This is a genomic window from Pseudomonas sp. HAR-UPW-AIA-41 (assembly GCF_002304225.1).
Lineage (GTDB): Bacteria > Pseudomonadota > Gammaproteobacteria > Pseudomonadales > Pseudomonadaceae > Aquipseudomonas.
Window position 1 is genome coordinate 1 of the sequence record NZ_NSLB01000016.1, and the last position, 12329, is coordinate 12329.

The window sequence follows — 12329 nt, forward strand, 5'->3', positions numbered from 1 at the left end:
CGCTCGGGCGGCTCGCGCAGCAGGTAGCTGGCGACGTCGAAACCGATGCCGCCGGCGCCGATCAGCGCCACGCGGCGCCGACAGGCGCGCCGCCCAGCACGTCGAGATAGGTCAGCACCTTGCGATGGCCGATGCCGGGAATGGCCGGCACCCGCGGACGAATGCCGCTGGCCACGATCACCTCGTCGAACTGGCCGTTCAGCTCACCGGGCTGCACGCGCCGGTTGAGCTGTACCTCGACCCGGAGGTCGCTCAGGCGCTTACGGAAGTAGCGCAGGGTCTCGGCAAACTCGGCTTTGCCGGGAATGCGCCGGGCCAGGTTGAACTGCCCGCCGATCTCGCCGGTAGCCTCGAGCAGACTGACCTGATGACCACGCTCGGCCGCCACGCAGGCCGCCGACAGACCGGCAGGGCCGGCGCCGATCACGGCGATGCGCTTGGCCTTGCGTACCTTGCGGTAGCGCAGTTCGGTTTCATAGCAGGCGCGCGGATTGACCAGGCAGCTGGCGCGGCGGTTGACGAAGGCATGGTCGAGGCAGGCCTGGTTGCAGGCGATGCAGGTGTTGATGGCGTCCGACTGCCCGGCGGCGGCCTTGCTGACGAACTGCGGGTCGGCCAGCAGCGGCCGGGCCATGGACACCAGATCGGCGCTGCCGTCGGCCAGCAATTGCTCGGCCAGCTCCGGGGTGTTGATGCGGTTGCTGGCAATCAGCGGGATGCGCAACTCGCGTCTGAGTCTTGCGCCGACCTCGGCGAAGGCGCCACGCGGCACCGAGGTGACGATGGTCGGTACCCGCGATTCGTGCCAGCCGATACCTGTGTTGAGCAGGGTGATGCCGGCGTCCTGCAGGGCCAGGGCAATCTGCCGTACCTCGTCGAAGGTGTTGCCGCCCTCCACCAGATCGAGCAGCGACAGGCGGAAACTGATGATGAAACGCTCACCGGCCGCCCGGCGCACGCGCCGTACGATCTCCAGCGGCAGGCGCATGCGGTTGTCCAGTGTGCCGCCCCAGTGGTCATCGCGCTGGTTGGTGCGCGGGCAGAGGAACTGGTTGAGCAGGTAGCCCTCGCTGCCCATGATCTCGACCCCGTCGTAGCCGGCGGCGCGGGCCAGGCGGGCGCAACGGCTGAAGGCGGCGATGGTGCGCAGAATGCCGCGCTCGGACAACTCGCGTGGTGCGAACCAGCTGATCGGGGATTTCAGCGGGGAGGCCGACACTACCAGCGGGTGATAGCCGTAGCGGCCGGCGTGGAGGATCTGCAGCAGAATCTTGCCGCCTTCGCGGTGCACGGCCTGGGTCAGGCGCCGGTGGGCCGGAACCTCCAGGCTGTTGGTCAGACTGCTGCCAAAGGGCAGCAGCCAGCCCTCGCGGTTCGGCGCGAAACCGCCGGTGATGATCAGACCGACGCCGCCGCGTGCCCGTTCGCGGTAATAGGCGGCGAGCTTGCCGAAGTCCCACAGGCGGTCCTCCAGGCCGGTGTGCATCGAGCCCATAACGACCCGGTTGCGCAGTTGGGTGAAACCCAGATCGAGCGGGGCAAGCAGGTGTGGAAACGGGGACTTTGGGTTGGGCACGGGCATGGGGCGACTCCTGATACGAGTCGCCATCTTGGCCTGCTCACGCGTGCAGGTTAACGGCCGCGGCGCCGCGCCATCCGGGCGCTGCAGCCAATCGGCCGGTTACTTGCTCTGTTACTACAGGGGCTTGCTGAACTGGATCAGTGCCACGCGCTCGCCGCTGGGTGTGGCGCGCTCGACCACGCCGGCCAGCTGGTAGCCCAGACGCGGGTAGAGCAGCAGACCGGCGGCGTTGCCGTTGAAGCACGATACCTTCATCAGGCGCGCCTGATAGTGGGCGCGGGCCTGTTCTTCCATCACCCCGATCAGGTACTGGGCAACCCCCCGACCCCGGGCCCAGGGCGCCACCATCAGGTTGCCGAGGGCGCAGAACTCGCCGTACTGCCACTGGAAGAAATTGGCAAAGCCGGCCAGTTGGGCATCCAGCTCGACCACCGTGCTGTCGCGCCGCTCGGCCATGGCGGCGGCCAGTTGGCCGACGTCCAGCGGCCAGACGGCACGGGGGAAACAGAAGAACAGCTCGTCGCGGTTCTGCGGGAAGGTCACTACCTGTGCAAGGTCGGCGGCAGTGGCGGGGCGATGAGTCAGCGGCATTGGGCAATCCTTTGCTTGTGGCGTGTTCTAGCAGTGGCCTGCTAGCGGGGCGGGTACTGGTTGAGAATGGCCTGCACCGTCTGGCGAATCGCCTGGCTGCGTTGCTCGGGCGAGTCGAGATTGTGGCGCAGGATCTGTTCGGCGCTGCCGCGCCAGACCAGTTTGCCATCGCGGCCGTCGTAGAGGTCGATCTGCAGGGTGCCGACCTGATAGTCGAGGCTGCGCGTTTCCTGCATCACCGGGCCGCCCCAGTAACCGTTCCAGCCGCTGCCCCAGGCGCCGCCATAACTGGTGGTGATCTGCTGCTGGCGGTCGTCGACGATCAGCCAGGCCTGCACGCGCAGGTCGGCAGCCTTGCCCTGGGCCGCCGGGCGCAGGCCGCGCTGTTCCAGTTGCTCGGTGATGGCCTGTTCGATGCGCTGGCCGTTGAGGTCACTGGTCAGGCGTGGGTCGTCCGGGCGGAAGCGCACGGCCGGTTCTTGCCATTCCCAGCTGCGATAGCCGGCGAAGTCGCGGGCGGGATCGAAGTCCCGCTGCAGGCGCGGGCCCTGGCAAGCCGCCAGGAGTAACAGACTGGCGATCAACAGGGTTCGCATGGCGTGCTCCTTATCGCGGCGGGTAATTGTTCAGGGCCTGCTGCACGGCGCTGCGCAGGGCGTCCAGGCGCTCGCGATTGTCGTCCCCGGCCAGTGCCTCGGCCGAGCCGGACCAGACCCGTTCGCCGCTGCGGCCGTCGAACAGTTCGATGAACGCCACGCTGACCACCTCCTCGCGGGTGCGGATCACCGGCACCCGGCCATAGCCACCGTAGCCGTCACCCCAGGGACCGTTGCCATAGTAGCCGCCATAGCTGGGCTCTTCGTACTGACGCAGGCGGCGCTCCTCGCGCAGCGCGGCATGCACCCGCAGATCCGCTGGCTGGTTCTGCTGGGCAGGGCGCAGGCCGCGTTGCTCCAGCGCACCGGCAACCACCTCGGCCAGTTGTTCGCCGCTCAGGGCGCCGCTGCCGGCAGGAGGCTGCTGCCACTGCCAGCTGAGGTAACGGCTGTAATCCCGTGGCGTTGCCGGGTAGGCGCTGCGGTCGAAGGTCTGTGCCGCGCCGGGCGGAGCCGGCGGCAGCGGCCGTGATTCGGCACGGTAGGGATTGGGGCTCTGGCAGGCAGCCAGACCCAGCAGGGCGATCAGCAACAGCGGGCGCAGCACAGGCATCTCGTACAACTCCACTTAGAGGGGGCGACAGATCCAGTGTAGGTAGCGGCCCAGTCCGGCGAAACCAGGGTGGCGGCGGTAGGCCAGCTCCATCTCCAGCAGGTCGGTGAGCTCGGCCTTGGCCTGGAACTCCTGCGGCATGTAATCGTGAAACACACGCACACCGCTCTGCTGTTCGACCGTCCAGTGCGGCGTCAGTTGCAACGCCAGTTCGCGCGGATCGAGTGGGCGTTGTGGAGTCAGGCTCTGGCCCTCGCCGGCGAAACGTTCCTTGCGCAGCTTGCGGAAGTGGCCCTTGAGCAGGTTGCGGTAGATCAGCGCGTCCTTGTTGTAGAAGGCCAGCGACAGCCAGCCGCCGGGCGCGGTGAGCTGGTGCAGCACCGGCAGGATGGCATGCGGCTCTGCCAGCCACTCCAGCACGGCATGACAGAGCACCAGATCGAAGGGGTCGTCGAGCTGGCCTAGCAGGTCCTGCCAGGGTGCCTGGATAAAGCTGGCCTGTTGCCCCGCTTCGGCAAAGCGCGCACGGGCGCCTTCAAGCATCGGCGCGGCTGGTTCGCTGAAGGTGACCTGGTGGCCATGCTCGGCCAGCCACAGGCTCATATGGCCGAGGCCGCCGCCAATGTCGAGGACCCGCAGCGGGCGTTCCGGCAGCGCTTCCTTGAGGTCGGCCTGGAGTACGGCCAGACGGATGGCGCCCTTGGCGCCGCCGTAGATTTTTTCGGCGAAGCGGGTGGCCAGCTCGTCGAAGTGGCGATCGCTCATGCCGGGGCCTCCGGGGCGATGAAGCGGCGCTCGCTGTCGGCCAGCTTGGCGCGCACCACCTGTTCCAGATTCAGGCCCAGCTCGCTGCACAGCAGCAGGAGGTAAAGCACCACATCGCCGATTTCCTGACCGGCGTGTTCCAGTTGCGCGGGCTCGAGGCGGCGGGATTCGTCTTCGCTGAGCCACTGGAAAATTTCCACCAGCTCGGCCATTTCGACGCTGGCGGCCATGGCCAGGTTCTTCGGGCTGTGGAAGCGGCGCCAGTCGTTATGGTCGCGGATGGCGTGCAGGCGGGCGGTGAGTTCGTCGAGGTTCATGCGTCACTCCGGGCAGAGTGACGCATTGTTTCACGGTTCAGGCTGCTTTGTGCCAGCTGCCGGTCATGTGCGGTACATCGTTCTTGCCGCGCAGACTTAGCACACCCTCGCTGCCGGCGGCGCTGGCCACCAGCGTCACATCGCCGGGCAGCAGCACCGGCTTCTGGAAACGTACTTCCACCTCGTAGCCGGCACTGGGCAGATGGCTGCCTAGCACGGCCAGGGCGCGGGCCTTGTTCCACAGACCGTGGGCGATGGCCGTGGGGAAGCCGAACAGCTTGGCGGTCACGCCAAACATGTGGATCGGGTTGTAGTCGCCGGCCACCTTGGCGTAACGCCGGCCAATATCCTGCGGGGCTTTCCAGCGTGCGATCTCGCTCAGCGGCAGCTCCGCCTGAGTCTCATGCTCGGGCTTCTGGCCCGGCAGGCGCAGGGCGCGGCAGAGCATGCGGCTGTCGCCTTCCCAGAGCAGGCCGAGTTGATCTTCCAGGCGGGTGATCAGGCTGAAGGTGGCACCCTTGTCGTGGGGCTGCAGGTTTTCCAAGTGCACGCTGAGACGAAACGGTCCCAGTCCGCCTAGGGGGCGCAGCACGCGAATGCGGTTCTGCAGGTGCACCAGTCCCAGCAGCGGAAAGGGAAAGCGCGGGTCGGTCAGCAGCTTCATCTGCAGGCCAAAGGCGAGGATGTGCGGATAGGTCGGCGGCAGCAGGCCGTCATCGGCAAAACCACAGATGCTGCGATAGCGCGCCAGGTGCTCGGGGTCGACGCTCACTTCGGTGCGCACGCCGATGGCGGGCAGTTGCTTGCCCTTGATGCCACGGCGCAGGGCCGCGCGGGCGAACAGACCGGGCAGGGCGGGTGAGGTGGGCAGGTCGAGCCAGTCGATGGCCATGGCGAATCTCCGCTGGAATGAGAGGGCAAGCTTAGTTCGCCGCCGGTGGCCCGCATTGGCCGTCTGCGCGGGTGGCGGCGGCACCCCGGTCAATTGGCCGGTTTGCCATCTGCATGCCTTGAGCTAGACGCGCAAAGCTGCCTAAGATGGGCGCGCCTGACCTCATAACAAGAATGCCAATCCATGCATGATCTGACCGATGACGTGGCGCTGATGCGCCCGGTGATCGATGCCCTGCGCGCCAGCGGCGCCGATGTGGAACGTGTGCTGGCCCGTGTTGGTCTGAGTTCGGACCGCCTGCCCACCGGGCGCATTCCCCATGCGGCCCAGGCCCTGTTCTGGAAGGCCGCCGCCGAAGAGTGCGGCGACGCCGATGTCGGCCTCTATCTGGCCCAGCACCTGCCGGCCTTCCATGGTCTGCTGCTGGAATACCTGTTTCTCTCCAGCGACACCTTTGGCGAAGGTTTGCGTCATTCGCTGCGCTACGTGCGCCTGCTCTCCGATACGCTGAACGCCAAGCTGGAAGTGAAGGATGGCCTGGCCTACCTCTACCTCGGCCTGTCCAGCGGCACGCCGCGGCATTTCTCGGAGATGCTCGCCGGCGCGGTGATCCGCATGTTCGATGCCCTGACCGAGGGCGATTTCAGACCGCGCGAAGTGTGGATGATCCACAGCGAGGGAGCGCCGCTGTCACGTTACGAGGCGGTCTACCGCTGCCCAGTGCGCATGGGTGCCGAACGCAATGCGCTGGTGTTCGACGCCGCTGTGCTCGACAAACCGTCGCGCCATGCCGCGCCCGAGCTGCTGCGCATGCACGAGTCGCTGGCGCGGCGCCAGCTGGCCGAAGTCGAACGACTCGACCTGGTGCGCAAGGTGCGTGAGTTGATCGGCGAACTGCTGGTCGATGGCGGCGCCACGCTGGAACAGGTGGCGGCGCGCCTGAACATGCCGGCACGGCGGCTGCGCGAGCGGTTGGCGGTGGCCGGCGTGCGCTTCAACGATCTGGTCACCGATTACCGCTGCCGGCTGGCCAAGGAGCTGCTGCTCAAGACTGACGAACGCATCGAGGTGATCGTCGAGCGTACCGGCTTCTCCGAACCAAGTACCTTCTACCGGGCGTTCAAGCGCTGGGTCGGCGAGACCCCTGTGGAGTTCCGCAAACGCGGCCGGCCGGGGAGTCCGACCGAGTGAATCACCGTTAACAAAAAGCACGGCAATTGCCGGGCTTTTTGTTAGGGCTTCAGCGCCGCTGCAGCAGCACCCCGGATTCCATATGGTGTGTCCAGGGAAACTGGTCGAACAGGGCGCAGCGCACCACTTCATGGGTGTCGTGCAGCTGGGCGATGTTCGCCGCCAGGGTCTCCGGGTTGCAGGAGATGTACAGGATGCGCTCGAAGCGGCGGGTCAGCTCGCAGGTGTCCGGGTCCATCCCTGCGCGGGGCGGGTCGACGAATACGGTGCCGAACTCATAGGACTTCAGATCGATGCCGGCCAGGCGACGGAACGGGCGCACCTCGTTGAGGGCCTGGGTCAGCTCCTCGGCGGACAGACGTACCAGTTCGATGTTGTCGATGCCGTTGTCTGCCAGGTTGGCCAGCGCCGCATTCACCGAGCTTTTGCTGATCTCGGTGGCCAGCACTTTTCTGACGCGGGTGGACAGCGGCAGGGTGAAGTTGCCGTTGCCACAGTACAGCTCCAGCAGGTCGTTCTGCTGCTCGCCGAGCACGTCATAGGCCCACTGCAGCATCTTCTGGCAAACCACGCCATTGGGCTGGGTGAAGGCGCCTTCCGGCTGCCGATAGTGGAAGGTGCGCCCGGCCACCGTCAGCTGTTCTTCCACATAATCCTTTCCGATCACCAGGCGCTGGCCACGGGCCCGGCCGATCAGGCTCACACCCAGTTGCTGTGCCAGCTGTTCGGCCTCGGCCTGCCAAGCGGCATCCAGCTGGCGGTGGTAGCACAGGGTGATCAGGGAATCGCCGGCCAGGGTGGTGAGGAATTCGACCTGGAACAGCTTGTGCGAGAGCACTTCGCTGGCCTGCCAGGCCGCCTTGAGCGGCGGCATCAGGGCATTGATGGCGGCGCTAGCGATGGGGAACTGCTCGATCAGGATCGGCGTGAACTTGTCCCCGGCGGCGAACATGGCGTAGTGGCGTTCACCTGCTTCGCGCCACAGGCGGAACTCGGCGCGCAGGCGGTAGTGCTCTATCGGCGAGTCGAACACTTCCGGCTCGGGCGCAGCAAAGGGGGCGAGCAGCTCGCGCAGGCGCGCAACCTTGTCGTTCAGTTGCGCGGCATAGGCCGCCGGGTCGTGGAGCTGAGTCATGCCGGGAAGAAACCGAATTTGATGATGAACAGGCTGGCAAGCACGATCAGCGCCGGATTGAGGTCCTTGAAACGCCCGGCCAGGGCCTTGATCAGCACCCAGCTGATGAAGCCGAAGGCAATGCCGTTGGCGATCGAGAAAGTCAGCGGCATGGCCAGCGCAGTGATCACCACCGGTGCGGCGACAGTGATGTCGTCCCAGTCGATTTCGGCCAGCCCCGAGGTCATAAGTACCGCGACGAACAGCAGCGCCGGTGCGGTGGCGAAGGCCGGTACGGTGCCGGCCAGCGGAGCGAAGAACAGGCTGAGCAGGAAAAGACCGGCGACCACGCAGGCGGTCAGGCCGGTGCGTCCTCCGGCGGCAACGCCAGAGGCCGACTCGATGTAGCTGGTGGTGGTGCTGGTGCCGAGCAGCGAGCCGCCCATGGCCGCGGTGCTGTCGGCGATCAGCGCGCGGCCCATCTTCGGCAGATGACCGTCGGCGCGCATCAGACCGGCGCGCTTGGCCACGGCGATGAGGGTGCCGGTGTTATCGAACAGGTCGACGAAGAGGAAGGCGAAGATCACGCTGATCATGCCGACTTCCAGTGCGCCGGCGATATCCAGCTGAAGGAAGGTCGGGGCGATTGCGGGCGGCATGGAGACGATGCCGCCGAACTGGCTCACGCCCAGGGCGATGGCGATGGCGGTGACGGCGAGAATGCCGATCATCACCGCGCCGGTCACGCGGCGTGCTTCCAGGGCGACGATGATGAAGAAACCGAGCATGGCCAGCAGCGGGCCGGGTGCGGTGAGGTCGCCGAGGCCGACCAGGGTGGCCGGGTTATCCACCACCAGACCGGCTTCCTTGAGGGCGATCAGGGCGAGGAACAGGCCGATGCCGGCGGTGATGGCCGAGCGCAGCGGCAGCGGAATGCTGTTGACGATCCACTCGCGGATGCGCAGCACCGACAGGGCGAAGAACAGGGTGGCGGAAATGAACACCGCGCCGAGGGCGACCTGCCAGCTGTGGCCCATGTGCAGAACCACGGTGTAGGTGAAGAAGGCGTTCAGGCCCATGCCGGGGGCGAGGGCGATGGGGTAGTTGGCGATCAGGCCCATCACCGCCGAGCCGATGGCGGCGGCCAGACAGGTGGCGACGAACACGGCCCCCTTGTCCATGCCGGTCTCGCCGAGGATGGCCGGGTTGACGAAGAGGATGTAAGCCATGGTCAGGAAGGTGGTCAGACCGGCCAGGATTTCGGTGCGCACCGTGGTGTTATGCGCCTTGAGTTGGAACAGCTTTTCCAGCATGGGGATTCCCCTAATACGTGGCAGCGCCAGTGAACGATAGGCATCAGACAAGCACAGCATGTGCCGTAATGCCGAAAAACGGCGCAAGTCCCTGCGCAAAAAGGCGCGAATCATAGCAGTTCACTGTTGGGGCGAAAATCTGACTTGGCCGACAGCACAGCTACAGTGATGGTTGGGGCTCTGGCGGGGTGGTTGGCGTCAGCGATGCATAATTGCCGCTTCAGCTTTTTTGCCTCCGGCCGTTAAGGCCATCACTGCGCTTAGTTTCAAGGGGAACTCATGAACTTCAGTATTGTGCGGGTGATGTGGGGCAGTGCCCTGCTGGTAGTGGCGCTGGCCGTGGGCCTGTCGGTTTGGGTCTCGACGGAAATTGCAGCGCTGGATGAGGTTGACCATCGCGCGGTGCAGCTCAGCGAGGCGCGGGAGCAGACCCAGGAGCTGCGCTATCACCTGGCTCAGGTGCAACAGTTTTACACCGATGCCAGCCTGACCCAGGAGCGTGAGCCGGCCGAAGAAGCCGCTGCCAACTATCGCGAGGCATTGAGCCTGTTGGAGCAGCTAGCCCGCCTGGCGCCGGCTTATGCCCCGCAGCTGCAGAAACTGCGCGCCCCGATGGATGAGCTGGATGCAGTTGGCAAGCGCATGTTCGAGGCTTACAGCTCCGCTGGTAAGGCAGCGGGCGATCAGGTCATGAGTGACTTTGATGCTCGATCTGCCGAGGTGATTGCGCGCTTTGCCGAGCTGCAAAAGCCGCTGAGCGAGGATTACGCCGACGCGCTGACTCATGGAGAAGCGTTGCGTGAAGAATTGCATTACAGCTCGCTGGCGGCCTGGCTGCTGGTTGTGCTGGTAATCATTGGCAGCACCTGGTTGATCCACATGCGCGTATTGCCGCCGATTCGCCGCCTTAGTCGTTCGCTTGAGCGCCTGACTGACGGCAGTGGAGATTTAAGCCGCGTCATTCGTCAGGATGCCGATGATGAAATTGGTGCAGTGGTGGGGGCCTTCAATGGCTTTGTGGCCGGCCTGCGCCAGCAGATCGCCACGGTGGCCGAGGTGGCGCATACCCTTGATCACTCCTCCACGCAGCTGGTGAGTGATGCCCAGGCCGCTGAACAGAGCGCCGAAGTGCTGCGGGTCGAGGTCGAGCAGGTAGCCACGGCGGTCAACGAGATGGCCATGACCGTGCAGGGGGTTGCCGAGCATGCTCATGACAGCTCTGCGCAGACCGCTGATGCCAACCGGGAGGCGCACAGCGCGATTCAGGTGGTCGATGCCACCATCAGTGACATCCGGGTACTGGCGTCGGAAGTAGGTAAGGCCGCGCAGGTGATCGGTGAGCTGGAAGGGCACTCGCGGGAGATTGGTGGTGTGCTCGAAGTGATCCGTACCATCGCCGAACAGACCAATCTTCTGGCTCTCAACGCCGCCATCGAGGCGGCGCGTGCCGGCGAGCAGGGGAGAGGTTTTGCCGTGGTCGCAGATGAAGTGCGGACCCTGGCCAGTCGTACTCAGGCGTCCACCGAAGAAATCAACAGCATGATCGAGCGCCTGCAGAAGTCTTCGCGCACGGCAGTGGCCGTGATGGAAGAAAGTCGCCTGCATGCCGAGCATGGCGTTGCCCAGGCCGAGGGCGCTGGGCAGGCTCTGCGCAGTATCAGTGCTCGGGTCGCTGCTGTGTCTGAGCGCAGTTTGCAGATCGCCGAGGCCGCCCGCGAACAGTCGCTGGTCAGTGAGGAAATCAACCGGCGCATCAGTAGCCTTAGCGAGGAGGCCGGGCGCACGGTAGAGTTGGCCGAAACCACCTTGCAGCGCGGACGCCATGCCGGCGAAAACGCCCACCGCCTGGAAGGTATTGTCGGCCAGTTCAAGTACTGAGCCGCTTTCTGCCCAGCGGAGTTGCCATGAGCAAGCGTGCCCTGATCGCCGTCGCCGACGGCGTGGAAGATATTGAAAGCGTGACCCTGATCGACGTGCTGCGCCGCGCCGAGGTCGAGGTGGTGGTGGCCAGTATCGAGAGCCGGCGCATGATTACCTGCGCCCGCGGTTCGCGTCTGACCGCCGATGCCATGCTCATGGACGTGCTGGCTCAGGACTTCGACCTGATTGCTTTGCCGGGCGGCATGCCCGGTGCCCAGGCGCTGGCCGAGCATGCGCCGCTGGGTGAGCTGCTGGTTCGTCAGGCCAAGGCCGGCAAGCTGTTTGCCGCCATCTGCGCGGCGCCCGCGCTGGCCCTGCAGGCTTATGGTGTGCTCAAGCAGCGGCGCATGACCTGCTACCCGAGTTTCAGCGACCGTCTCTCGGGCTGCACCTTCGTCGATCAGCCGGTGGTGGTCGACGGGAACTGCATCACCGCCCAGGGCCCGGCCAGTGCGCTGGAGTTTGCCCTGACCCTTGTCGAGCAACTGCGTGGCAAGGCCGTGCGCAAGCAGGTCGCCGACGCCATGCTGGTGCGTCCATGAGGCTGGCCTGGGGCGCGCTGGCGCTGGTGCTGCTGGCCGGTTGCAGCACGGACAGCGAACCTGTCCGGCATAGCCTGGGCATGCATCACGCACAAACACAGGCTGGCGAGGGCCTGCGGCAGATGACCGACCGGCACAGTGGCGTGCCGCTGTGGGTCGCCGAGCAGCCAGTGCTCAGCCAGAACGATATCGAGCAGGCCGAGGTGCTGGTGGGCGGTGATGGGCAGGCGGTGGTGTTGCTCAGTCTGTCGCCCTCGGCCCAGGCGCTGCTGGCCAGTATCACGGCCAGTCAGATCGGCCAGCCCCTGGCGATTCTGATCGACGGGGAACTGCGCATGGCGCCGATCATCCGCGAGCCGATCAGTGATGGCCGGGTCGCTCTGACGGGCTTTGACTCGCTGGCCGAGGCCAATGCTCTGGTCGACGACTGGAGTCGCTGAACCGCTCAATCGCAGCAGTGGCGGTCATCGAGCGCTTCCAGCAGGCGGCAGTGCTCGGCATGACCACTCTGGCAGCCGGCCAGCTTGCCGAGTTCGGCCTGCATGTTCTGCAGGTCGCGGATGCGCGTGGCAATGCTGTCCAGATGCTCACGTACCATCTGGTCGGCGCTGGCGCAGGGGCGCTCGGGGTGAGCGGCAAGGTCCAGCAGGCTGCGAATCTCCTCCAGGCTGAAGCCCAGTTCGCGGCCGCGGCGGATAAAGCGCAGGCGTCGTACGTCCTGTTCCTGATAGTGGCGATAGCCGGAGGGGCTGCGCTGCGGTTCTGGCAGCAGGCCGCTGCGCTCATAGAAACGGATGGTTTCCAGATTGACGCCGCTGTCGCGGGCCAGTGCGCCGATGGTGAGCGGTTTGCTCATGTTGACTCCGTAGTGGCTACAGGGTTTAGCCTAGTCT

The 12329-nt window shown here is 65.7% G+C and carries 13 protein-coding genes and 2 pseudogenes; 5 read left to right on the forward strand and 10 right to left on the reverse strand.

What is annotated here, in order from left to right:
* From CK486_RS17070 to CK486_RS17100, 7 genes and pseudogenes are all read right to left on the reverse strand, one after another.
* Positions 1 to 1582: pseudogene (locus tag CK486_RS17070) on the reverse strand (FAD-dependent oxidoreductase); the annotation flags it as partial.
* Between the two features lie 114 nt (positions 1583 to 1696).
* Entirely contained in the window at positions 1697 to 2173 is a 477-nt protein-coding gene (locus tag CK486_RS17075; protein ID WP_095941504.1) for a GNAT family N-acetyltransferase, read from the reverse strand.
* Between the two features lie 41 nt (positions 2174 to 2214).
* Positions 2215 to 2769, reverse strand: coding sequence for a DUF4136 domain-containing protein (locus CK486_RS17080; protein WP_095941505.1), 555 nt, complete (start codon positions 2767 to 2769; stop codon positions 2215 to 2217).
* Positions 2770 to 2779: 10 nt separating this feature from the next.
* On the reverse strand, positions 2780 to 3382 hold the full coding sequence (locus CK486_RS17085; protein WP_095941506.1) for a DUF4136 domain-containing protein: 603 nt from the start codon (positions 3380 to 3382) through the stop codon (positions 2780 to 2782).
* A gap of 15 nt (positions 3383 to 3397) precedes the next feature.
* On the reverse strand, positions 3398 to 4147 hold the full coding sequence (locus tag CK486_RS17090) for a methyltransferase domain-containing protein (protein ID WP_095941507.1): 750 nt from the start codon (positions 4145 to 4147) through the stop codon (positions 3398 to 3400).
* Positions 4144 to 4464, reverse strand: a complete 321-nt coding sequence (locus CK486_RS17095; RefSeq protein ID WP_095941508.1) for a MazG-like family protein — start codon at positions 4462 to 4464, stop codon at positions 4144 to 4146. The genes CK486_RS17090 and CK486_RS17095 overlap by 4 nt, the downstream gene beginning before the upstream one ends.
* 37 nt (positions 4465 to 4501) lie before the next feature.
* Positions 4502 to 5356: a MaoC/PaaZ C-terminal domain-containing protein gene (locus tag CK486_RS17100; RefSeq protein ID WP_095941509.1), complete on the reverse strand. Its 855-nt coding sequence runs from the start codon at positions 5354 to 5356 to the stop codon at positions 4502 to 4504.
* A gap of 183 nt (positions 5357 to 5539) precedes the next feature.
* Here CK486_RS17100 and CK486_RS17105 point away from each other — a divergent pair, with 183 nt between their 5' ends.
* Complete coding sequence (locus tag CK486_RS17105; protein WP_095941510.1) at positions 5540 to 6547, forward strand: AraC family transcriptional regulator; 1008 nt, start codon at positions 5540 to 5542, stop codon at positions 6545 to 6547.
* Positions 6548 to 6596: 49 nt separating this feature from the next.
* On the opposite strand, the gene trmA is transcribed toward CK486_RS17105, so the two are convergent.
* Both trmA and CK486_RS17115 read right to left on the reverse strand, forming a co-directional pair.
* Positions 6597 to 7682, reverse strand: a complete 1086-nt coding sequence (gene trmA / locus CK486_RS17110; RefSeq protein ID WP_095941511.1) for a tRNA (uridine(54)-C5)-methyltransferase TrmA — start codon at positions 7680 to 7682, stop codon at positions 6597 to 6599.
* Entirely contained in the window at positions 7679 to 8974 is a 1296-nt protein-coding gene (locus tag CK486_RS17115; protein WP_095941512.1) for an NCS2 family permease, read from the reverse strand. The genes trmA and CK486_RS17115 overlap by 4 nt, the downstream gene beginning before the upstream one ends.
* 879 nt (positions 8975 to 9853) lie before the next feature.
* Here CK486_RS17115 and CK486_RS18570 point away from each other — a divergent pair.
* From CK486_RS18570 to CK486_RS17130, 4 genes and pseudogenes are all read left to right on the forward strand, one after another.
* A pseudogene (locus CK486_RS18570) lies at positions 9854 to 9997 on the forward strand (HAMP domain-containing protein); the annotation flags it as partial.
* 105 nt (positions 9998 to 10102) lie between these two features.
* Positions 10103 to 10852: a methyl-accepting chemotaxis protein gene (locus CK486_RS18575; protein WP_371915512.1), complete on the forward strand. Its 750-nt coding sequence runs from the start codon at positions 10103 to 10105 to the stop codon at positions 10850 to 10852.
* 26 nt (positions 10853 to 10878) lie between these two features.
* Positions 10879 to 11436, forward strand: a complete 558-nt coding sequence (locus CK486_RS17125; RefSeq protein ID WP_095941514.1) for a DJ-1 family glyoxalase III — start codon at positions 10879 to 10881, stop codon at positions 11434 to 11436.
* A complete protein-coding gene (locus CK486_RS17130) occupies positions 11433 to 11876 on the forward strand; it encodes a hypothetical protein (RefSeq protein WP_095941515.1) in 444 nt (147 codons plus the stop codon). The genes CK486_RS17125 and CK486_RS17130 overlap by 4 nt, the downstream gene beginning before the upstream one ends.
* 5 nt (positions 11877 to 11881) lie before the next feature.
* Here the strand turns inward: CK486_RS17130 and CK486_RS17135 are convergent, their stop codons facing one another.
* A complete protein-coding gene (locus CK486_RS17135; protein ID WP_095941516.1) occupies positions 11882 to 12292 on the reverse strand; it encodes a MerR family DNA-binding protein in 411 nt (136 codons plus the stop codon).
* Positions 12293 to 12329: the final 37 nt, after the last annotated feature.